Source organism: Anaerotruncus massiliensis (ex Togo et al. 2026) (assembly GCF_030825285.1).
Lineage (GTDB): Bacteria > Bacillota > Clostridia > Oscillospirales > Ruminococcaceae > Anaerotruncus > Anaerotruncus massiliensis.
Genome location: NZ_JAPJQF010000046.1, coordinates 1 through 21,411 on the forward strand (window position 1 = coordinate 1; position 21,411 = coordinate 21,411).

Consider the following 21,411-nt stretch of genomic DNA (forward strand, 5'->3'; position numbering starts at 1 on the left):
GCGCCCGCGGTGACCCCCCCATTCTTCGCGTTTTGGCCCGCGGCTCATAAAAAAAAACTCCGCCCAATTAAAAATGGGGGCGGCGGGCCGGGGGCCGCACGCCTCCTTTGCTGATGCTTTTACAGGAAGTTCCAAAGCTCCTCGTGGGGCGCGCCGAGAATCGACTGGCCCACGAACACGCCCTGCTCCTTGGCGTAGCGCGCGCCCGCCTCGACGGCGGCCGTCACGTCGGCCACGTCGCCCGTCAGCAGGACGACCCCCTTGCCGCCCATGCCGCGCGCGGTGCGCAGCTCGAGGATCTCCACGTCGGCGGATTTGACCGCGCAGTCGGCGGCCAGAATCACGCTGGCGACGGTGAAGGTCTCGATCGTGCCGAGCGCGCCGCGCTTCGCCTCCGGCTGCGCGCCGAGCAGCGCCTTGACCACCGCCGGGTCGATCCGCCCGAGCAGCACCGCGTCGAGCAGGTTCTCCTCAAAGCCGGCTTTAACCCGATCCATCGCGGCGTTCACCTGCGCGAGCTCGCCGGTGATCACCAATTCGAACTTCCCAGGGCAGATGGGCTGCGCCGAAATAAGCCGGATCCCGGCGGATTTAAGCGCGGCGTCGCTCGCTTCGATTCCCCGGGCGATGCTCCGCAGTTCCAGTACGCCTACCGCATAGTCCATTCTTATTTCACCTCGCCCGTCGTCATTTCAATTTCCGTATCCGTCACGCGGGAGATTGTTCCCGCGACCGGCGCGTGCAGCGCCGCGGAGATGCCCTCCCGCGCCCTCGCAATCAGCTGGCCCGCCGCCACCTCGTCGCCCACGGCCACGACCGGCTCTGACGGCTTTCCCACATGCTGGGAGAGCGGCAGGCGCCAGAGGGCCTGCGCCACCGGCAGGTCGCCGGCCCATTCGGCCTCCCGGTCGAATTTCGCCACGCCGATCCGGCTTTTGAACCGGCTGACCGGCACCATCCGGAAGTCCCGCTCGGGGTCCGGCTTCGTCGGCCCGTCCGCGCGGTAGCCGATCCGGTGCCTGCCCAGGCTCTGCTTGACGGCGGTCATCGCCGCCGACGGCGCGATCCCCTGGCAGCAGGCCATCAGCGTGCACACCCCGCAGCCGCTGCAAAGCGACGCGGTGAGCAGCTCCTCCGGATTGCCCGGCGTCCCCGCGCCCACCGCCCGCAGCGTCTTGTGCGGCTGGAGCGGATACCCCAGCAGGTGGCGCGGGCAGAGCTCGGTGCAGTACATGCACTGGCAGCAGGCGGACGGCACCCGTTTGAGCAGCCGTTCGACCGGCGCGGCCTTGTTGGCGATCGCCGGGATCTCCTCCGGCAGGATGAGCAGCGCCTTGGTCTTCTTGGTCACGACGGCGGAGGCAGGATTCACGATATTGCCCATCGCCGGGCCGCCGTCCACGACGACATGCCCCGCGGGGACCGTTACCCCCGCCGCGCGCAGGACCGCGCGCACGCCGCAGTTGACCGGCACCCTCACGACGACGGGATGTTCCACCGCGCCGCCGATCGTGAGCCATTTCTCCGTCACTGGGACGCCCCGGACGGCGTTCGAGACGTTGTAGGCCGTCTCGGCGTTGACGACGACCACGCCCACCGCGCTGGGCAGCTGCCCCGGCGGCACGACCCGGCCGAGCGCCTGGTAGATCATGATGATCTCGTCGCCCATCGGGTAGACGTCGGGCAGCAGCGCGGCGCGCGCGCCGCAGGGGAGCTCCTCCCCCTGGGCGACGCCGAGGCGCAGGGCGGTGTGCTCCTTCATCGCCACGAGGACCTGTGCGGCGCCCATCGCGTCGCAGAGCTCCCGCGCGCCCTCGCACACCCGGTCGAGGTGCTCCCGCAGAATGGTGAAATCGGTGTAGAGCAGGGGCTCGCACTCGGCGGCGTTGACCAGCACCGTGTCGATCCCCCGCGCCAGCTTCCGGTGGGTGGGGAACCCCGCGCCGCCCGCGCCGATCACGCCGGCGGCCTCGATTGTATCCCTCAGCTGTTCCAGTACCATGGGGCTTCCCCTCCCTTCCCGGCGGAAAACCGCCTCATTCGTCAATGATCCCGACGATTACCGCGTCGGTCGGGGTCTCGCGGTCGTCGAGCGCCAGGCGCGCGCCGCTGCCGCGGGTGATGAGCACCCGCTCGCCGATGCCCGCGCCCACCCGGTCGATCGCGACGAGGTATTCCCCCGTCGGCACGCCGTTCCGGTAGAGCTCGACCTCGAGAAATTTAGAGCCGACAAGCGTCTCCACCTTGCGGGTGGAGACGATCGTGCCGGTGACCTTTCCGCATACCATAGTTAATCCCTTCCGTCCGGTCAGCCGCCGCGTTTGACGATCGTCACCTGCGGCTTGCCGGTGAACCCGATCGCGTTGGCGTCGTCGGTATCGATGTGCATTTCCAGCGTGAAGCTCGGCGCAACCCGGATCTGCACGTCGTAAAGCATCGTCCTGCGCTCCCCCTCGGCGAGGCATTCGACCAGGTCGCCGTCCCGCACGCCGTAGAGCCGCGCGTCCTCCGGCGACATGTGGATGTGCCGGTTGGCGATGATGCAGCCCTCCTCGACGATCACGACCCCACAGGGGCCGACAATTGTGAGCCCGGCCGAGCCCCGGATCTCGCCCGACGGGCGAACCGGGGGGCGCACCTTGAGCACAAAGGTGTCGGTGCGCGAGATTTCAATCTGCGTCTGCTTGCGCAGCGGGCCGAGCACGCGGACCTTTTCGATCGGCCGCAGGGACGGTCCGAGGATCGTCACCTGCTCCTGGGCGGCGAACTGCCCGCCCATCAGCTCCTTGATGTTGTGGAGCTCGCTGCCCTTGCCGAAGAGGATGTCCATGTGCTCCCGCGTCAGGTGGATATGCCGCGCGGAGACCCCCACCGGGATGGGCGGCAGCCCGGCGGGCGCCCCGGATTGACGCTGTGCCACAATCTGCCGGACGATCAGTTCCACGAGTTTTTCATCCACGGCCATTTTCTCCGCCTCCTATATTCGTCAATTCCCGCCGGGCGGACCCGCCCGGCGGGCTTTTCCTGCCGGAAGCGGTCAGTCCAGATGCGGGAGAATCTTCTCCACATCCGTGTGCGGCCTCGGGATCACGTGGGTCGCGACGACCTCGCCCAAACGGGCGGCGGCGGCCCCGCCGGCCTCGACGGCGGCCTTCACCGCGCCGACGTCCCCGCGGACCATGACGCTCACGAGCCCGGAACCGATCTTTTCGGTGCCGATCAGCACGACGTTCGCGGCCTTGACCATCGCATCCGCCGCTTCGATGTTCGCGACCAGTCCCCTGGTCTCTACCATGCCCAGTGCTTCCATACCTGTACGCTCCTTCTTTTCCTTCGGTTCCTCCGGCTTTGGGGCGGGAGGGGCGGGCGGCGCGGGCGTGTTCGCCTGCACCTGTTTGGTCACCATCTCGAGCACCTCCGGGGAGGTTGCGGCAATCACGCTCTTGGTCACCTTGTTCTTTCCGTTCTGATTTGCCTTTGCCATGCCGTGCTACGCCTCCACATCATCGGTATAGAGAAATTTTTTGATCTCCTCGTGCGGGCGGGGGATCACCTCGCACAGCTTCACGGTGCCAACCCGCCCGGCGGCGGCCTTACCCGCGTCGGCGGCCGCCTGGACGGCGGATACCTCCCCGTCCACGACGATGGTGACCATGCGCCCCCCGAGGCGGCGCTCGATATGTACCAGGCGGACGTCGGCGGCCTTGAGCATCGCGTCGAGCCCCTCGACCGCCGCGGCCATCGCCTGCACCTCGATCAGCGCAATTGCCCGTTCCATGGGTATCCCCCTTTGTTACTTGATGGAGGGAAGAATCTTCTCCACATCCGCGTGCGGCCTCGGGATCACGTGGGTCGCGACGACCTCGCCCAGACGGGCGGCGGCGGCCCCGCCGGCCTCGACGGCGGCCTTCACCGCGCCGACGTCCCCGCGGACCATGACGCTCACGAGCCCGGAACCGATCTTCTCGGTGCCGATCAGCGTGACGTTCGCGGCCTTGACCATCGCGTCCGCCGCTTCGATGTTTGCTACCAGACCCCTGGTCTCGACCATGCCCAATGCTTCCATCATCATAATAATCTCCTTTACAATGTCGTTTTTATGTGGATTTTGAGTTCCTGGTTAATAGTTGTGCTCGTCGAAGCGGTCGCGGCCGACCGCGCAGAGCTTCGAGAGCTTTTTGGTGTCCTCCGCCTCGCGTCCGATGACGTGGTGGGTGACGTAGAGCCCGCGGGCCTTCGCCTCCCGCACCCCCGCCTCGACGGCCTGCTCGACGGCGGAGACCTCCCCGCCGATCTTGACGATCATGATGAGCGGCACCTCCGCCGCGTCGCCCGCCGCGGGCTTATTCTTGTCGAGCGCGAGGATTTTGACGTCCGCCGCCTTGGCCGCGGCGTCCGCCACGACGATCGACGTGACGAAGCCGCAGACCTCGATCATTCCAAGCGCCATAGATATCACTCCCCGCCCCGGCGGATGCGCCGGAATTTACTGCGCGACATACGCGATCTTGATGCCCTGCTGCGAAAGGTTCGTCTCCATCGCCTCGTTCATTTTGTCGAGCGGGAAACGGTGGGTGATCAGCTCCTCGAGCGGCACGCCCATCCCCTTGGCCCGGCGCAGGAACGCCATCGTGACGGGATATTCATGCGCGCCGTAGGTCCACGAGCCGACCAGCATGATCTCCTTGTTGCAGAGGTCGAAGTGCGGATTGATGGTGCAGTCGCCGTTGTTGACGAAGAATCCCATCTCGCAAAGCCCTCCGCCCCGGCGGATGTACTTGTAGACGTCCGCCGCCGCGCCCGGGTTGCCGGTGCACTGGTAGGCGAAGTCCGCGCCCGCGCCGTCGCTCATCCCCTTGACCGCCGCGACCCGCTGGTCTAAAGTGGGCAGCTCCTTGAAGTTGACCGTGTCGGTCGCGCCCAGCCGCTTGGCGAAGGAGAGGCGGTTCTCGTTGCCGTCCACCGCGATGATGCGGTCGATGCCCGCCACATGCAGCGTGGCGATCATCATGAGGCCGACCGGGCCGCAGCCCTGCACGAGCACCTTGCTGTTGAAGTTGAGGCGGCCCGTTCTTTTGCCCTGCTCGAGCGCGTGGGTCGTGACCGCCGCCAATTCGAGCAGCATCCGCTGGTCGAGGGAGAGGTCGTTCACCACGAAGAAGGTCGAGCCCTTCGTGATCAGCAGGTGGGTGGAAAACCAGCCGCAGAGGTGGTTTTTGTCGTTGTCCGGGATGAGCCCGTAGACCCCCTGGTTTTCACAGAGCTGGGGGGAGTCGGGGTGCATCAGGCAGTTGTGGCATTCGCCGCAGGAGATGACCGAGGTCACCAGCTTGTCGCCCACCCGGATGGGGTGGCCCTGCGAGTCATGTTTGATGTTTTTGCCCAGCGCGACCACCTCGCCGGTGCCCTCGTGCCCAAGGACGAGCGGGATGTAGCCGAAGGGGTCGCCCTTCCACTCGTGCACGTCGGTGCCGCACACGCCGCAGCCCTCGACCTTGACGAGAATCTCGTCGTCGCCCGGCTGGGGGATGGGGAACTCCTTGACCTCGAAATGCTTGGCCGCGGTCAGCATCGCGACGCGCGCCATGCCCGACGAAGGCGCACCCGTCCCCATCTGGGAGAGGACCGAACGCACGATGGTTTCAATCTGGTTCGCATTGATGTCCATTACTATGTAACCTCCCGATCTGGAATTGGGCCGTCAGACGATCCGGAACGAGTCCACCATGGCGCAGCGCCTGCGCCGGCAGAAGCTCTTGGCCGAGGTCAGCCCTTCCCCGGTCGGACCCGCGATGGTAAAGGTGCAGTGCCCCTCTCCGCCCACGCCGATGCCCGCGTAGGAGGGCGCGTTCTTGACGAAGATGGTCGTCTCGATCGCCCGCGCAAATTTCGTGAGGTGGTCGATGTTTTTGGAGTGCATGTGGGCGGTGTGCCGGAGCCCGTGCTCCGCCCTGACCGCCAGGTCGATCGCCGTGTCGATGTCCGGCACCCGCACGATCGGCAGAATCGGCATCATGAGCTCGATCTGCACGAACGGGTCGTCGAACTGCGCCTCGCAGATGACGCAGCGGATCTCCTCCCCGACCTCGATCCCGATCTCGTGGAGGATCTTTTTGGCGTCGCGGCCGACCCAGTTCTTGTTGATCGCCTTTTTGCCCTTCTTGTCCTCGACCAGCACCACCCCTTCAAGCTGCCGCATCTGCTCGCGGCTGATGAGGTAGGCGCCGTTCTGGGACATGTAGTAGATCAGCTCGTCGGTGATGCTCTCGAAGGCGAACACCTCCTTCTCCGCGATGCAGGGGAGGTTGTTGTCAAAGGTGCAGCCGTCGATGATGTCCCTGCCCGCCTTCTGGATGTCGGCCGTGTCGTCGACGATGACGGGCGGATTGCCCGCGCCCGCGCCGATCGCCTTTTTGCCCGACGAGAGCACCGCACGCACGACGCCCGGGCCGCCGGTGCAGCAGATCATGCGCACCTTGGGGGATTTCATCATGATGTCGGAGGTCTCCATCGTGGGCTTTCTCACCGCGACGGCGAGGTTCTCCGGCGCGCCCACCGAGCGCGCCGCCCGGTTGACGAGGTCCACCGCGTAGAGCGAGGTCATCAGCGCCCCGGGGTGGGGGTTGAAGACCACCGTGTTGCTGCCCGCGATCATGCCGATCGAGTTGCAGAGCACCGTCTCGCTCGGGTTGGTGGAGGGGGTCATCGCGCCGATCACGCCGAAGGGCGCGAGCTCGAGCAGCGTGAGCCCCTTGTCCCCCGTGATCGCCTCGGTCACGAGGTCCTCGGTGCCGGGGGTCTTCTGGGCCACATAGCGGTGCTTGAGGATCTTGTGCTCCACGCGGCCCATGCCTGTCTCCGACACGCCCAGTCTGGCGAGCGTCTCGGCCTCCTCGAGAATCAGCCGGCGGATGGCGGAGATGATCTCCTCCTTCTCCTCCACCGACATGTCATAGAGCTTTTTCTGCGCCTTCCAGGCGGCGTCGATCGCATCGTTCATATCTTCGAACACGCCGAGATAGGTCTTCCCGTCGATCACCATCCCGGAGGAAGCCTCGGAAACCGCCATGCCCGCGATCACCTGGCGGACGATTCCCTCGATCTCCTTTTCGCTGATGTTCATCTGCTGTATTCCTCCCTTATGCCTGCGCTGAAAACCTTCAGCGCGTAGTTCGCAAGGTTCGTATCCTGTTCCGCCGTGCCCCCGCTGACGCCGAAGCCGCCGACCAGCCGGTTCCCCTCCACCAGCGGCACGCCGCCGCCGAAGATGACGATCCGTCCGCCGTTCGTGTGCTGAAGGCCGTAGAGGGAGCCGCCCGGCTTACAGAGCCCGGCGAGCTCCTCGGTGGACATGCGCATCGCCGCGCTGGTGAACGCCTTGTCCCTGGCGATCTCAACGCTCGCGAGCAGCGCGCCGTCGTCCCGGAGCAGCGCCGTGGGGCTGCCCCCCTCGTCGCACACCGCGGCGGTCACCCGCAGGTTTTCCCGCCGCGCCTCGGCGAGCACCCGCCGGCAGAGCTCCAGCGCCCTCTCGAGGAACCCGCCGCCGAAGTCCGCCGGAGAGGCCGCCGGTCCGGGCCCCTGCGCGTCGGCCATGCGGGCCATCGCGTAGAGCAGGTCGGAAAGGCGGTTGAGGTAGCGCATCGCGTCGGGCGTGACGCCGCCCGTCTGCTTGGCGGAGGCCATCTCCCGCTCCGCGCGGCGCGCGATTGCCCGGGAAACCCCGAGCGCCGCGGCGCCCGCGCTCTCCCGGGAGCCGTCCGGCGCGCCCGCGCCCGCCGACTCCATCATCAGGTCGATGGATTCCTCCATTCCCCTGACGCGGGCGGCGTCGGCGAATTTTTCGCCGCCCGAGAGCTCGGCGGAGAGGGCCGCCACGTCCCGCCGCAGCGTCCCCGCGACCTCGGAAAGCCCCGCCGGGAGCTTCCCCGCGGCCTCCCCGAGCGACGCGTCCAGTTCCTCCAGCGCCCCGAGCAGGGAAAACACGGGGGAATTTTTGGGGATCATCCGGCGGTTTCCCGTGCTGGAGAACCCGGTGTCCCCGGTCCTTGTGTAGATCCTCATCGGTGATCCCCCTCTCCGGAGGCTATGTAACGCCCCGCGATTTTTTATTTGCCGAGAGAGGCCAGCACCTTCTGGGTGATCTCACGGATCATCGCCTCGTTGGAGGCGGGGTTCGCGGTTGGGGCCGATTTGGCCGCGCAGGAGGCCTTCTGCTCCGGGGTCAGGCAGCGGCATTTGTCGGTGCCGCGGTTGGCGCAGCGGGAGCAGCCGGGATGCCGTCCGGGCAGCTTCATCTGCTTGCGGATTTCGATCAGCCGCTCGATCTGCTCGCAGGTCAGCTCCTGCGCGCCGCCGAGCTGCTTGGCGTAGAGGCTCACCTTTGCCCAATATTCGAGCGTCTCCATGCGGAAATACGCCTGGGTCAGGTCGACGCCCACCGACAGCGCGCCGTGGTTTTCCAGCAGCACCGCGTCGTGGTCCTTGAGCGCGTCGGAGATCGCCTCGGGGATCTCCATCGTGGAGGGGGTGCCGTACTTGGTCAGCGGCACCTCGCCGAGGAAGATGATGACCTCGGGCATAATCATGCTGTCGAGCGGCATGCCGCAGACGGCGTGCGCGGTCGCGACAGGCGGATGCGCGTGGACCACGGCGGTCACGTCGGGACGCTCCTGGTAGACGCGCAGGTGCATCTTGAACTCGGAGGAGGGCTTATACTTCGCGTTGGGCTCGAGCATGTTGCCCTGCCCGTCCACCTTGAGGATCATGTCGGGGGTCATGTAACCCTTGGACACGCCGGTGGGGGTGCAGTAGAACTCGTTTTCGCTGATCTTGACGGAGAAGTTGCCGTCGTTGGCGGCGACAAATCCGTTCTGATAGATGCGGCGGCCGATGTCACAGAGCTGTTTTTTGATTTCGTATGCCGATGCCATAAATTTCGTCTCCTTTTTTACACTGTTTTGCAGAAGGTGGTTGCATTTCCTGTTCATTCCTGTTATCATCTTATCAAGATTAATCAAAACAAGCTATATTTGGCGGCGATATTGATCATTTCACCTCTATAACTTGATCTACAATCCGTTTTGATCACCTATGATCGACAGAAGGAGGAAATCCGATGCTCGCCTACGAACGCAAGCAGCAAATCCTCGACTATATGCGCGAACGGGGCCGGGTGGTCACCGTCGAGCAGCTGTGCGCCGCCGTCTTTGCCAGCGGCGCCACCGTCCGCCGCGACCTGCGCGAGCTGGAGGAGAGCAAGCTCATCCGGCGCACCCGCGGCGGGGCGATCCTCGTCGAGGGGAGCACGAGCGAGGACCCCCTCGCCTTCCGCGAAAACCAGAACGCGATGAAAAAGCAGATCATCGCCGACATGGCTTCCCGCCACATCTCCGACGGGATGACCCTCTTCCTCGATTCGTCGAGCACCGTCTTCGCGCTGGCGCGGACCCTCGACCGCTTCACCAACATCAAGGTGATCACCAACGGGCTCAAGACCTCCCTGCTTCTCTCGGAGTTCAAAAACGTCAAGGTCTTCTGCACCGGCGGCACCCTGCGGGAGAACTCCAAGTCCCTCGTCGGCGAGACCGCCTGCAGCTACATCGACCGCTTCAACGCCGACATCGCCTTCATGTCCTGCCGGGGCTTCAGCATCGAGCGGGGGGTGTCGGAGGCGAGCGAGGAGGAGGCCGCCGTCAAGCGCCGCTACCTCGCCAACTGCAAAAAATCGATCCTCCTCTGCGACCTGTCCAAGATGAACGTCGACTTTCTCTGCAAGCTCGCCGCTCTCTCCGACTACTACGAGGTGATCACCGAGCGCAAGGAGACCAACGACCTCTGCAACCAGTACACCCAGCTCCACCGGCCGAACTGACCATATCCATAAAAAAGGACCTTCCCCGGCGGGGAAGGCCCTTTTTAATGCGTTATTCCTCGGTGACGACGCCCTTGCGCAGGATGATGTTGGCGTAGAGCGCCAGCTCGGAGGAGGTGACGACCGCGTAGGCCTCCTTCGCGCGCTCATAGAAAGCGAACCGCTCGATCATTTCGATCCTGTTGTTCACCGGCTCGTAACGGTTGATGATCTCCCGGTACTCGTCCCAGATGACCGGCTTGCAGGGGTCGCCGGGGACGACCTCCATCAGCCCCACCTGGTACTCGCTGTAGGAATCGAGCGGCATGAGCCGCAAAACCGCGTCGAGGAGCTTCGGCACGCCGTTGCCGTCGCAGCGCACGAGGCGTTTGGCCATCGCGGCGTGCGGGAAATTGCCGTCGCCGATCACGATCGTGTCGCCGTGGCCCATCTCCATCAGGATTTTGAGCAGCTCGGGCGGCAGGACGCTGGGGATGCCCTTTAACATCGCAATTCCTCCTTCATCTTGCCGAACATGTTCGGCAAGATGAAGCCGCCGCGGCGGGGTTCCCCGCTCGCCGCGCTCGCTCAACGCGCGGTAGGAACCTGACGGTTCCCACACACACGCCCCCTCCCTTTCGGTCAGGCGGGGACTTGCCGAATATGATGGCTTGTCATCTGTCAAAAGGGGGCGGCAGTCCGCCGCCCCCTCTTATCTGTTTTCTCAGCGGTAGAGCGGCCCGTACTGCTCGCAGGCGCGGTAGTCCGCCGACTCGAGGTCCCGGGTGCCGTAGGAGGCCCAGGTGTGCGGGCGGTAGACCGCGTCGTCCTCCACGTTGTGGAGCGAGACGGGGATGCGCAGCATCGAGGCCAGCGTGATGAGGTCCGCGCCGATGTGCCCGTAGACGAAAGCGCCGTGGTTCGCGCCCCAATTGGCCATGACGCTGTAGACGTCCTTGAAAGCGCCCTTTCCGGTCAGGCGGGGGGCGAACCAGGTCGTCGGCCAGGTGCGGTCGGTGCGCAGGTCGATCTTTTCGTGCATGTCGTCGGGCAGCAGGGCGGTCCAGCCCTCGGCGAGCTGAAGCACCGGGCCGAGCCCGTCGACGAGGTTGAAGCGCACGAGGGTGACAGGCATCTCCGCGTGGGTCTTAAAGTGGGAGGAGAACCCGCCGCCGCGGAAGTACTCATAGTTGGCGCGGCACCAGTCGGTCGCGCCGAGCATCGCTTCGATGTCAGAATCGGTGACGTCGAACCACTGCTTCATGCAGCCGTTTCCGCTCTCGTCCTTCGAGACGCCGGTGGCGTCGAGCGCCGCCGCGCCCGAGTTGATGAGGTGCAGGAAGCCGTTGGCGGCGACGCCCTCCGGGCGGCGTCCGCACACCCGCTCGACCGCCTCGGGGCTCCAGTAGGTGCGCACGTCGGCGAAGACGGGGGCGCGGTTGGTCAGCAGCGCCTCAAAGAGCATGGCGACGCCGTTGCAGGTGTCGTTCTCGGTGGCGAGCACGGTCGGGCACTTTTTGCCGTTCCAGTCGAAGGTGCTGTTGTTGATCGCCTCCATGAAGTCGCCGTTCGGGAGCCAGTCGGTCCACTGGCGCTGCCCCTGGAAGCCGCCCGCGATCGCGTTGCGGCCGAGCGACTCCTCGTGCCAGCCCATCTCGGCGAGCTTGGGATTGCCGTACAGGATGTCGTGGCAGACGAGCGTCTGCTTGACGATGAACTCCCAGTCCTTGTCGGCCGGGACGACCTTGGATTTCGTGATGACTTCCGGCAGGTTCTTGCCGGCGTTGCAGTCAAAGCCCTCCTTACAATTGGCCTTGACCCATTTGAGCGCCTTCTCATACTCGTCATGGTCGTAGATCTCCAGCGTGATGCGGCGGACGATCTCGGTCATGTCGACCCACTCGGCGCGGATGCCCAGATATTTCTGGAAAAAGTCGGCGTTGCAGTTGGAGCCGGCGATGCCCATCGCGACGCCGCCGAGGTTGACGTACGCCTTGTCCCGCATGAGCCCCACCGCGACGGCGCAGCGCGCGAACCGCAGCAGCTTCTCTGACACGTCCGCCGGGATCGAGGTGTCGTCGGCGTCCTGCACGTCGTGGCCGTAGATCGAAAAGACGGGCAGATTCCGCTGCGCGTGGGCGGACATGGCCGCCGCGAGGTAGACCGCGCCGGGGCGCTCGGTGCCGTTGAAGCCCCAGACCGCCTTGATGGTCAGCGGGTCGAGGTCCATCGTCTCGCTGCCGTAGCACCAGCAGGGGGTGACCGACAGGGTCGCCACAACGTTTTCGGTGGAGAACTGCTCGGCCACCTTGGCCGCCTCCGCGCCGCCGCCGATCGTCGTGCAGCCGAGGACGCACTGGACCGGGGTGCCGTCGGGATATGTAAGGTTCTTCGAGATCAGCTCCGCCGCCGCGTAAGCCATGCCCATCGTCTGGTTTTCGAGGCTCTCGCGGACGCCGCCCCACCTGCCGTCGATGACCGGCCGGATGCCAATTTTCGGATAACTCATGAAATGACCTCCTTCAGTTTGACTGTTGAACAAAATCCGGACGCACCGTCCGGATATTTTTATTGCCTGTGTCCAATTTTACACAATCGCCCCGCAAAAGTTAATTCGTTATTTTCCGAAAATTGGTCGTAATCCTATGAAAAAAGAAAGGGACGGCCCGCACCGTCCCTTTCCCGGTCTCATCCCCCGGGCAGGATATACTGTTTAAAGCGCGCGTAGGCCGCCTCCCACGCAGGAACGTCCTCCGGCAGGTATTCGACCGGCTCGAAGGAGTTGGAGATGATCCTCCGCGCCTCCCACACGTCGCCGATGTCCCCCTGCGCCATCAGCTGCACCGCGATGTTGCCCAGCGCGGTCGCCTCGATCGGCCCGGCCACCACCCGGCAGCCGGTGGAGGAGGCCGCCATGCGGCAGAGGAGATTGTCCTTGGTGCCGCCGCCGACCATGTGGATGCTGTGGTAGTCCTTGCCCGTGCAGTCGCGGATCTGGTCGAAGGCGCAGCGGTACTTGAGCGCGAGGCTCTCGTAGATGCATCGCATGATCTCGCCGACCGTCTGCGGCTCCCCCTGCCCCGTGCGCCCGCAGAAGGCGCGGATGCGGCGGGGGATGTTGCCCGGCGCGACGAATTCGGGCGCGTCGGGGTCGATGAAGTAGCGGAAGGGCTCGGAGGCCAGCGCGTGTTTTTCGAGATCGTTGTAGCTGTACTGCTCCCCCTCGCGGCGGTACTGGCGGCGGGTCTCCTGGATCATCCAGAGGCCGATGATGTTTTTGAGGAACCGCACCGTGTACCCGTAGCCGCCCTCGTTGGTGATGTTGTAACGCAGGCTCTTCTCCCCGATGACCGGCTCCCGAAGCTCGGTGCCGAAGAGGGACCAGGTGCCGCAGGAGATGTAGATGAAATCCTCCTCCGTCGCGGGCGCGGCCACGACCGCGCAGGCGGTGTCGTGACCCGTCACCGAGACCACCTTCACCGGTCCGACGCCCAGCTCCTCGCGGATGTCGTCCGACAGGACGCCCAGCGGGGTGCCCGGCTTCACGATGTCGGGGAAGAGGTCCTCGGGGATCCCCAGCCGCCGCATGATCCCTTTGTTCCACTCGTGGGTGCGCGGGTCCATGAGCTGGGTGGTGGAGGCGATCGAATATTCCGACGCCTGCCCGCCCGTCAGCAGGTAGCCGAAGAGGTCGGGCATGAGCAGCGCGCGGCTGGCGCGCTCGAGCAGCTCGGGGCGCTTCTGCGCGAGGGAATAGAGCTGGAAGATCGTGTTGAGCTCCATGAACTGGTTGCCGGTCGCCCGGTAGAGCTCGTCGCGGCCGATGATCCCGCAGACCTCCTCGATCATCCCGGCGGTGCGGGCGTCGCGGTAGTGGACGGGATTCTGCATCAGGTCGCCGTGCCGGTCGAGCAGGCCGAAATCCACCCCCCAGGTGTCGATGCCGATGCTCTCGAAATTGCCCAGCGCCTTCGCCTTGGTGATGCCCTGCTTGATCTCGTGAAAGAGCGCGAGCACGTCCCAGTAGAAGGTCCCGCGCACCGTGACGGGGTTGTTGTCGAAGCGGTGAACCTCGGTGAGCGCAATGCGCTCACCATCGAATTCCCCGAGCATGGCACGGCCGCTCGACGCGCCGAAATCAAATGCCAGCAGTCTCTTTTTCATCTCATGACACCCTTTTCCTCTTGATTTATTCCACGCTCGTGAACGGGAACATCAGCTTCTGGTTTTCCTTTTTGTAGAGGTCCTCCTTCTTGATGATCACGCTGTCGGTGTTGACCACCTCGGGCACCGTCCTGCCCTGGAGGATTGAAACCGTGTTGGAGACGCTCAGGTACCCCATGTTGAAGGGGTTCTGGATGACGAACGCCTGGATCGTCCCCTGCTCCATGAACTGGATCTGCTTTTCCGAGCTGTCGCAGGCGATCAGCCCGACCTTCCCCTCCAGCCCGAGGTCCCGGATCGCATTGGCCACGCCGAGCGCCGACGACTCGTTGAGCCCCACCATACAGCGGATCTCCGGATGCGCGATGAGCATCTCCTTGGTGCGCTGCCGGGAGACGATCTCCGAGCCGTCGCAGTAGTCGAGCGCGGCCACCCGCTCCATCCCGCCCGCGACGTTTCCGACGAGCCCGTCGCGGCGTTCCACCGCCGTGCGCGCCCCCTCGACATGGCCCATCACGCCGATCTTCTGCTCGGGCGGGACCGCCTCGTCCACCAGCTCGGCGAGCTTGCGGCCCATCGCGACGTTGTCGGTGCCGACGAAGCACCGCCGCCCGTCGTAGTTGACGTCGCTGTCGACCGTCACGAGCAGGATGCCCGCGTCGGTCACCTCCTTGCAGACGGGGACCATCCGCTCATAGTCGCTCGCCGCCAGGATGATCGCGTCGGGGTGCTTGGCGATCGCCTCCCGCACCAGTTCGATCTGGCGGTCGACGTCCTTTTCCATCGGCGGGGCGGTCACCTCGCAGTTGACGCCGTATTCCGCGGCGGCCGACTGCACCCCCTGCTCCACCACCCGCCAGAAGTCGGGCGGGTTGGCCAGCGCCTTGAAGATCACCTGGATGTTGTAGCGCGCGGCCGGCTCCTCCTCGGGGAGCAGCAGGCGGCCCTCGTGGACAAAGAAGAAGAGCAGCGCCCCAAAGCAGAAGAACAGCGCTGCCAGCAGCAGGAAATAGCGCCTTTTAAACATCATCTTCATCACCGCCTTCGATCACCGGCAGCCAGATTTCCACACGGGTGCCCTCGCCGGGCGCGGAGAAATAGTGCAGTCCGTATTCCTCCCCGAAGCAGAGGCGGATGCGGTTGTTGACGTTGATCACACCGATCCCCCGGTCGGTGTCGGGGCGCGGGACGAAGAGCTGCTCCAGCTGCTCGGCCGTCATGCCCACGCCGCTGTCCGCGATCGTGATGGTCAGCCGTTCCCCCTCGGTGCGCGCCGAGATGGCGATCTCGCCGCCCGCCTGGCTCATCTTGACGCCGTGGTAGACGGCGTTTTCAACAATCGGCTGGAGGATGAGCTTGGGGGTCATCAGCCCGAGCAGCCCGGGCGGCACGTCGACCCGCCAGGAGAGCTTATCCTCGTAGCGCATCTTCTGGATGGTGAGGTAGCTTTTGATGTTCTCCACCTCGTTGAGCAGCGTGACGAGGTTTTCCCCCTTGCTGATGCTCGTGCGGAAGAGCCGCGCGAGCGCGGAGGTGACCTCCACGACCTCGTCGTTCTTGCCGCCCGCCGACATCCAGATGATCGTGTCGAGGGTGTTGTAGAGGAAGTGCGGGTTGATCTGCGCCTGGAGGGCGCGGATTTCGCTTCTGCGCTTCTCCTCCTCGTCCCGCACCGTCTTTTCCATCAGGTCCTTGATGCGGGAGATCATGACGTTGAAGGTCTTGCTGAGGTGGCCGATCTCGTTGTTGAGCTCGATCTCCGAGCGCACGTCGAAGTTGCCCACCTCGACCTCGTGCATCGTGTTCTCAAGCATCTTGATCGGGTTGGTGATCGTCGTGGAGATGAGCACCGCGAAGGTCATCGCGAAGAGGATCGAGATCCCCGCGAGGCGGAAATAGAAGTCGATGATGCTGCTCTTGTCCTTGATCAGCTCATCCACGTTCACCACCCCCACCGCGCTCCAGCCGGTCAGCTCGGAGTAGTTGCGGGTGTAGATGCGGTTGTTCACATCGTCCCGCAGGTAGGTGTCCCGCATCTTGAGGATCTCCTCGACGAGCTCGCTCTTGATGCCCGAGTAGAGGAGCTGCTGCTGGGGATGGTAGATGATGTTCTTGTGCCGGTCAATCAGGTAGATGTAGCCGTTCTTGCCCAGCTGGGCGTTTTCGCAGATCGCCTCGATCGACCGGTAGTTGAGGTCGATCACCATGACGCCCGTGACCTCCCCCGTCTCGGGGTCGAGCACCGACTTGGAGATCGAGATGACCCACTTGTACTCCCCCGACACGAGGTTCTGCACGTGGGAGGGGGAGACGACGATCTCGTCCTTGTAGGACATCGGCTTCAGGTACCAGTCGGTGACGTTGAACTCGGAGTTCTCGTTGACCTCCTTTTCGACGTCGCTGAGCACGACGTCCTTATACTTGGAGATCACCGCGATGTTGGTGATGTCGCTGCGGGTGTTCGCCACAATGTTCATGTGCGCGGCCGCATTCGCGCGCAGCCGTTCCAGCTCCTTCTCCTCGATGTAGGAGAGGCGCTTGTCGTGGTGCCGGTTATAGAAGGCCATCACGTCCCGCACGTCCTTGTTCTCGACGACCACCTTCGCCATGCTCTTCATGTTGTCTATGTAGGAGTCGATGCTCGCGTTGATCTCCCCGAGCAGGCGCACGGTGTAGTTGATCGAGATGCTCTCGATATCGTTCATCGTGTAGTAGTAGGAGACAAGTGAAACGAGCAGCACGATGATCGAGATGAGCAGCATGAAGGACAGGATCATCGTGCCGCGCACGCTGTAGGGATTGAGCGCCTTCCTCAGTTTTTTCCAAACCTTCCGCACGTCTTCCCTCCCCCGGCTCAGGCCTGAGGCGCGGTGTCGCCGCGCCGGCTGAACTCCCGGTATTCCTTGGGCGTCATGCCCGTCACCCGCTTGAATGTCACGCTGAAATAGTGCGGGTCGGAGAAGCCCACGTCCTCCGCGGCCTCATAGGTGCGCCGGTCGGTGAAGGCCAGGATCTGCTGGGCCTTCTCCATGCGCACCCGGGTCAGGTATTCCACAAAGGTCGCGCCGGTGCGCGACTTGAAGATCGCGCTGAAATAGCTCGTGCTGATCGCGAGGTGCTCGGTGATCATGTTGAGGGAGAGCCTCGGGTCGCCGTAGTGCTCGCGGATGTATTTTTCCGCCTTGCTCACCTGGGCGGCGGCGGTGTCGCTCTTGGTGAGGGCGAGGATTTTGAACGCCTTGTCGCACACCTCGTCGATCATCCGTTCCAGCCGCCCGAGCGTCGGGGCGGAATAGAAGTTGAACTGCTCCCACGTCTTTTCGAGCGACTCCACCTCGGCGCCGCCGATCAGCTCGTCGGTGAGCCCGATGAGGGTCATCATCAGCTTCTGGCTGTAGAGCACGCACCGCTCGAAGGGGACGTGGCCGGAGCGGAGCTGCCCGACCAGGTCGTGCACGGCGGCGCGGGCGCCCTCCCGGTCGAGGGTCTTGACGGCGGCCTCCAGCCGCCGCTCGCAGCTGAAATAGTCGATGTCCCGCGTCTCCCGGATGTCGACGTCCGCCACGCAGGTGACGCTCGACTCCCCGTAGAAGAACCGGTAGCCCAGCGCGGTCATCGCCTGCCCGTGGGAGAGGTGCAGTTCGTCGAGGTAGGCGACCGGGTCCCCGATGCCGCCCGAGACGGGCACCTGCAGCGCGGCGCCCGCCGTCTTGGAGATCGTCCGGCAGAGTCCGATGGCGGCCGCGTAGAGGCCGTCGCGCTCCCCGGAGCTGATGATCAGCTTGGTCAGGCCGTCGTTGCCCTGGAAGGCCAGCGTCCCGTGGCTGTTTTCCGAGAGCTCCTGCGCGATGTTCGCCAGCCCGTAGCGCATCAGCTCGAGGTTGCCGCCGTCGTCCTCCGTCGCGGGCGCGCGCAGGTCCACGTCGAGCACCGCCGCGATGTGGTAGCGCCCCGCGAAGTCCAGCTTGTGCGCGCGGCAGCTCTCCTCGATCCGCTTCGCGTCGAGGCGGCGGGTCATGAGCTGATTTAAGAAGTAGCTGGCGACGATCTGCATCGAGTCGTCGAGGTTGCGCAGCCGGCGCTCGTCGAGCTCCCCCCTGAGCCGGTCGGTCAGCTCGTTGATGCTCGCCGGGGTGACCGGCTTGAGGACATAGTCGTAGACCTGCATCTTGATCGCCCGGTGGGCGTACTGGAAGTCGTCGTAGCCGGTGAGAATCACCACCACGGTGTTGGGCAGGTGCTCGTTGATATAGCGGGTGAGCTCGAGTCCGTCGACAAAGGGCATGCAGATGTCGGTGATCAGCACGTCGGGCACAAAGCCCCCCTCGAGCTTTTCGATCGCCTCCCGCCCGTCGCGGCAGCCGACCGGCGGGTCGAAGCCGTGCTCGGTCCAGCGGATCGTCCGGAGCATCGCGCCCAAAACCTCAAGTTCATCCTCCGCAAGCATGATTTTGTACATGTTGACGCCTGTGCCTTTCTGGAAATGTCTATTTCTGTTCATTTTCATGTTATCGGAAAACACCCGGCCTTACAAGAGAATTTTCCCTGAAAAGTAAAAATTTGAACAATTTATGGAAAATTCTCTATGGGATTCCCCCGGAGAAGCCTCTATAATGAAAATCAGCGGGCAACATATGTCAAATTATATAATTTATTTATTCATTATTATTATTTTTTGTAGTATGTTGACAAATACAACCAATAGGGGTGATTCTGCTGTGAGTGAACATACCAGCCCGGAAAGCCCGGTCATCCTCCAGATGGTCGGAATCGACAAGCGTTTCCAGGGCGTCCACGCGCTGAAACAATGCCACCTTGAACTGCGGCGCGGGGAGATCCACGCGCTCGTCGGAGAAAACGGCGCCGGTAAGTCGACGCTGATGAAGGTGCTCACCGGCATCTACAAGGCGGACGAGGGCAAGATCATCTACAACGGCAAAGAGGTCCAGTTTAAAAACCCGAAGGAGGCCCAGGAGGCGGGCATCTCGATCGTCCACCAGGAGCTCAACCTGATGAACCACCTCACCGCCGCCCAGAACATCTTCATCGGGCGGGAGTGCAAGGGCTTCTTCCTCCACGACGACCAGATCAACGCCGCCACCCAGAAGCTCTTCGACCACCTCAAGCTGACGATCAGGCCCACCGACAAGGTCGGCTCCCTCACCGTCGGCAAGCAGCAGATGGTCGAGATCACCAAGGCGATCTCCTTCGATTCGTCGGTGCTCATCCTGGATGAGCCGTCAGCGGCCCTCACCGAGGCGGAGATCACCGAGCTCTTCAAGACGATGAACGACCTGCGGGACCGCGGGGTCACGATGGTCTACATCTCCCACCGCATGGACGAGATCATGGAGATCACCGACCGCATCACCGTCATGCGCGACGGCGAGTATATCACCACCCTCAACACGAAGGACACCAACCTCGACGAGATCATCAACGCGATGGTCGGGCGCACCATCTACGAGGAGCCCAAGACGGTGAGCAACGTCCCCCCCGACGCGCCGGTCGTGCTCGAGGTGGAAAACCTCGTCTCCAAGGACGTCAAGGGCGTCTCCTTCCAGCTACATAAGGGCGAGATCCTCGGCTTTGCCGGTCTGATGGGCGCCGGGCGCACCGAGACGGCGCGCCTCATCTTCGGGGCCGACCCCCGCGACGGGGGCGTCATCCGCAAGAACGGCACGGAACTCCACATCAAAACCCCCGAGGACGCGGTCAGGGCCGGCATCGGCTACCTCTCGGAGGACCGCAAGCGGTTCGGGCTCGCGGTGGGGCTGTCCGTCGCGGACAACACCGTGCTCGCGAACCTCGAGGAATTCTCCCGCGCCGGCTTCGTCGACGACCGCAAGATCCGCGAGGCCACGCAGGAGTACGTCGGCAGGATCAACATCAAGACGCCGTCTGTTTCCCAGCTCATCCGCAACCTCTCGGGCGGGAACCAGCAGAAGGTCATCATCGCCAAGTGGCTGGTCAAAAACTGCGACATCCTCATCTTCGACGAGCCCACGCGCGGCATCGACGTCGGCGCCAAGAGCGAAATCTACAAGCTCATGAACGAGCTGGCGCATGAGGGCAAATCGATCATCATGATCTCCTCCGAGCTGCAGGAGGTCCTGCGCATGAGCGACCGGGTCGTATGCATGTGCGAGGGCAGGCTCACCAAGATCCTGGATATCCAGGACGCCTCGCAGGAGGTCATCATGAAATACGCCACTATGAGAAATTAACGGAGGTCGTTGGTTATGGGGAACACAGCTAAAAAACTCAACATTCAGAAACTCCTCGCCCCCGCGGCGCTGGTCATCCTGTATATCTTCTTCTGCTTCTTTGGCAAGAACTTCTTTTCCGCCGGCACCCTCGTCAGCATCCTCGACAGCACCTACTATGTCGGGATGATGGCGTTCGGCATCACCTTCGTCATCATCACGGGCGGCATCGACCTGTCGATCGGCACCAACATGATGATGTCCGCCCTCATCGCGGGCTACCTCTACACCAAGGGCGTCAACATCTGGCTCTGCCTGGTGGTCATCGTGATCATCGCCACCTTCGTGGGCTTCATCAACGGCACGCTCGTCTCCCGCCTCAAGCTCCCCCCCTTCATCGCCACGCTCGGCATGATGATGATGACCCAGGGCTTCGGCTCGATCATCACCAAGGTGCAGACCCAGCGCTTCCCCTCCGGCTTCGACGCGGACGGCGGCTACAAGGCGGTCTTCTACAAGACCCCCGGCGGCTTCCCCTCCGGCATCGTCTACATGCTCGTCTTCTTCCTCATCGCGATGCTCCTGCTCAACAAGACCCGTTTCGGCCGCTACACCTACGCGATCGGCTCCAACGAGGAATCCGTCCGGCTGTCTGGCGTCAATGTCATCAAATGGAAGACCCTCGTCTACACCGTCTGCGGCTTCTTCTGCGGCCTTTCCGCGATCGTCTACGCGGCTACATACACCACCATCATCCCCGGCACCGGCAACGGCCTCGAGATGAACGCCATCGCGGCGGTCATCATCGGCGGCACCTCGATGTCCGGCGGCATCGGCACCATGTCCGGCACCCTGATCGGCGCGCTGCTCATGAGCGTGCTCAAGACCGGCCTCATGTCGATGGGCCTGCAGGGCCACTTCCAGACCTTCTTCACCGGCCTCGTGGTCATCCTCGCGGTGCTGCTCGACATCTACCGCAACAAGAAGGCTTCCGCCGCGAAATAACCCGTCGCTCCTGCGGGAGGACTCCCGTGTTAAAATAGCCACCAATTGTTAAGGAGGAAAACAAAATGAAAAAATTCCTGGCAATCGTGCTCGCGGGCCTGATGCTGATCTCCATTTCCGCCTGCGGCTCCAAGCCGGCCGCCGAGCCGACCCCGGCCCCGGCAGCCCCCGCCGACACCGCGG

At 63.9% G+C, this 21,411-nt stretch carries 21 protein-coding genes; 3 read left to right on the top strand and 18 right to left on the bottom strand.

The window, feature by feature from the left end; genetic code table 11:
* Positions 1 to 119: 119 nt before the first annotated feature.
* From RCI06_RS11460 to RCI06_RS11515, 12 genes are all read right to left on the bottom strand, one after another.
* Positions 120 to 665: a BMC domain-containing protein gene (locus RCI06_RS11460; protein WP_101547905.1), complete on the bottom strand. Its 546-nt coding sequence runs from the start codon at positions 663 to 665 to the stop codon at positions 120 to 122.
* A gap of 2 nt (positions 666 to 667) precedes the next feature.
* The gene (locus tag RCI06_RS11465; RefSeq protein ID WP_306576168.1) at positions 668 to 2,002 is read right to left on the bottom strand and encodes a 4Fe-4S dicluster domain-containing protein; all 1,335 of its coding nucleotides are present in this window, start codon (positions 2,000 to 2,002) and stop codon (positions 668 to 670) included.
* A 34-nt stretch (positions 2,003 to 2,036) separates the two neighbouring features.
* The gene (locus tag RCI06_RS11470; RefSeq protein ID WP_306576169.1) at positions 2,037 to 2,288 is read right to left on the bottom strand and encodes a EutN/CcmL family microcompartment protein; all 252 of its coding nucleotides are present in this window, start codon (positions 2,286 to 2,288) and stop codon (positions 2,037 to 2,039) included.
* A 20-nt stretch (positions 2,289 to 2,308) separates the two neighbouring features.
* Positions 2,309 to 2,965, bottom strand: coding sequence for a phosphate propanoyltransferase (gene pduL / locus RCI06_RS11475; protein ID WP_121586474.1), 657 nt, complete (start codon positions 2,963 to 2,965; stop codon positions 2,309 to 2,311).
* A gap of 72 nt (positions 2,966 to 3,037) precedes the next feature.
* Positions 3,038 to 3,310, bottom strand: coding sequence for a propanediol utilization microcompartment protein PduA (gene pduA / locus RCI06_RS11480; RefSeq protein ID WP_146021740.1), 273 nt, complete (start codon positions 3,308 to 3,310; stop codon positions 3,038 to 3,040).
* A gap of 180 nt (positions 3,311 to 3,490) precedes the next feature.
* Positions 3,491 to 3,778, bottom strand: a complete 288-nt coding sequence (locus RCI06_RS11485) for a BMC domain-containing protein (RefSeq protein ID WP_101547901.1) — start codon at positions 3,776 to 3,778, stop codon at positions 3,491 to 3,493.
* Between the two features lie 15 nt (positions 3,779 to 3,793).
* Positions 3,794 to 4,072 carry a BMC domain-containing protein gene (locus RCI06_RS11490; protein ID WP_101551610.1) on the bottom strand — a complete coding sequence of 93 codons (279 nt, stop codon included), beginning with the start codon at positions 4,070 to 4,072 and terminating at the stop codon, positions 3,794 to 3,796.
* Positions 4,073 to 4,120: 48 nt separating this feature from the next.
* Positions 4,121 to 4,450, bottom strand: a complete 330-nt coding sequence (locus RCI06_RS11495; RefSeq protein WP_101551613.1) for a BMC domain-containing protein — start codon at positions 4,448 to 4,450, stop codon at positions 4,121 to 4,123.
* A 36-nt stretch (positions 4,451 to 4,486) separates the two neighbouring features.
* Complete coding sequence (locus tag RCI06_RS11500; RefSeq protein ID WP_306576170.1) at positions 4,487 to 5,668, bottom strand: zinc-binding dehydrogenase; 1,182 nt, start codon at positions 5,666 to 5,668, stop codon at positions 4,487 to 4,489.
* 33 nt (positions 5,669 to 5,701) lie between these two features.
* The gene (locus tag RCI06_RS11505; protein ID WP_101551616.1) at positions 5,702 to 7,123 is read right to left on the bottom strand and encodes an aldehyde dehydrogenase family protein; all 1,422 of its coding nucleotides are present in this window, start codon (positions 7,121 to 7,123) and stop codon (positions 5,702 to 5,704) included.
* On the bottom strand, positions 7,120 to 8,064 hold the full coding sequence (locus RCI06_RS11510) for an ATP:cob(I)alamin adenosyltransferase (RefSeq protein ID WP_306576171.1): 945 nt from the start codon (positions 8,062 to 8,064) through the stop codon (positions 7,120 to 7,122). The genes RCI06_RS11505 and RCI06_RS11510 overlap by 4 nt, the downstream gene beginning before the upstream one ends.
* Before the next feature lie 44 nt (positions 8,065 to 8,108).
* Entirely contained in the window at positions 8,109 to 8,933 is an 825-nt protein-coding gene (locus RCI06_RS11515) for a class II aldolase/adducin family protein (protein ID WP_101553245.1), read from the bottom strand.
* Positions 8,934 to 9,118: 185 nt separating this feature from the next.
* Here RCI06_RS11515 and RCI06_RS11520 point away from each other — a divergent pair, with 185 nt between their 5' ends.
* A complete protein-coding gene (locus tag RCI06_RS11520) occupies positions 9,119 to 9,874 on the top strand; it encodes a DeoR/GlpR family DNA-binding transcription regulator (protein ID WP_101551620.1) in 756 nt (251 codons plus the stop codon).
* A gap of 52 nt (positions 9,875 to 9,926) precedes the next feature.
* Here the strand turns inward: RCI06_RS11520 and RCI06_RS11525 are convergent, their stop codons facing one another.
* From RCI06_RS11525 to RCI06_RS11550, 6 genes are all read right to left on the bottom strand, one after another.
* Positions 9,927 to 10,361, bottom strand: a complete 435-nt coding sequence (locus RCI06_RS11525; RefSeq protein WP_101551622.1) for an RbsD/FucU family protein — start codon at positions 10,359 to 10,361, stop codon at positions 9,927 to 9,929.
* Between the two features lie 216 nt (positions 10,362 to 10,577).
* Positions 10,578 to 12,362, bottom strand: coding sequence for an L-fucose isomerase (locus tag RCI06_RS11530; RefSeq protein WP_101551624.1), 1,785 nt, complete (start codon positions 12,360 to 12,362; stop codon positions 10,578 to 10,580).
* 179 nt (positions 12,363 to 12,541) lie between these two features.
* A complete protein-coding gene (locus RCI06_RS11535) occupies positions 12,542 to 14,017 on the bottom strand; it encodes a rhamnulokinase family protein (protein ID WP_306576172.1) in 1,476 nt (491 codons plus the stop codon).
* A gap of 25 nt (positions 14,018 to 14,042) precedes the next feature.
* On the bottom strand, positions 14,043 to 15,047 hold the full coding sequence (locus RCI06_RS11540; RefSeq protein ID WP_306576173.1) for a substrate-binding domain-containing protein: 1,005 nt from the start codon (positions 15,045 to 15,047) through the stop codon (positions 14,043 to 14,045).
* Positions 15,037 to 16,854, bottom strand: coding sequence for a sensor histidine kinase (locus RCI06_RS11545; protein ID WP_276870615.1), 1,818 nt, complete (start codon positions 16,852 to 16,854; stop codon positions 15,037 to 15,039). The genes RCI06_RS11540 and RCI06_RS11545 overlap by 11 nt, the downstream gene beginning before the upstream one ends.
* A gap of 17 nt (positions 16,855 to 16,871) precedes the next feature.
* A complete protein-coding gene (locus tag RCI06_RS11550; RefSeq protein WP_306576174.1) occupies positions 16,872 to 18,476 on the bottom strand; it encodes a helix-turn-helix domain-containing protein in 1,605 nt (534 codons plus the stop codon).
* 301 nt (positions 18,477 to 18,777) lie between these two features.
* On the opposite strand from RCI06_RS11550, the gene RCI06_RS11555 reads away from it, so the two are divergent.
* Complete coding sequence (locus RCI06_RS11555) at positions 18,778 to 20,244, top strand: sugar ABC transporter ATP-binding protein (RefSeq protein ID WP_101553246.1); 1,467 nt, start codon at positions 18,778 to 18,780, stop codon at positions 20,242 to 20,244.
* Positions 20,245 to 20,259: 15 nt separating this feature from the next.
* Positions 20,260 to 21,228: an ABC transporter permease gene (locus RCI06_RS11560; RefSeq protein WP_101551634.1), complete on the top strand. Its 969-nt coding sequence runs from the start codon at positions 20,260 to 20,262 to the stop codon at positions 21,226 to 21,228.
* Positions 21,229 to 21,411: the final 183 nt, after the last annotated feature.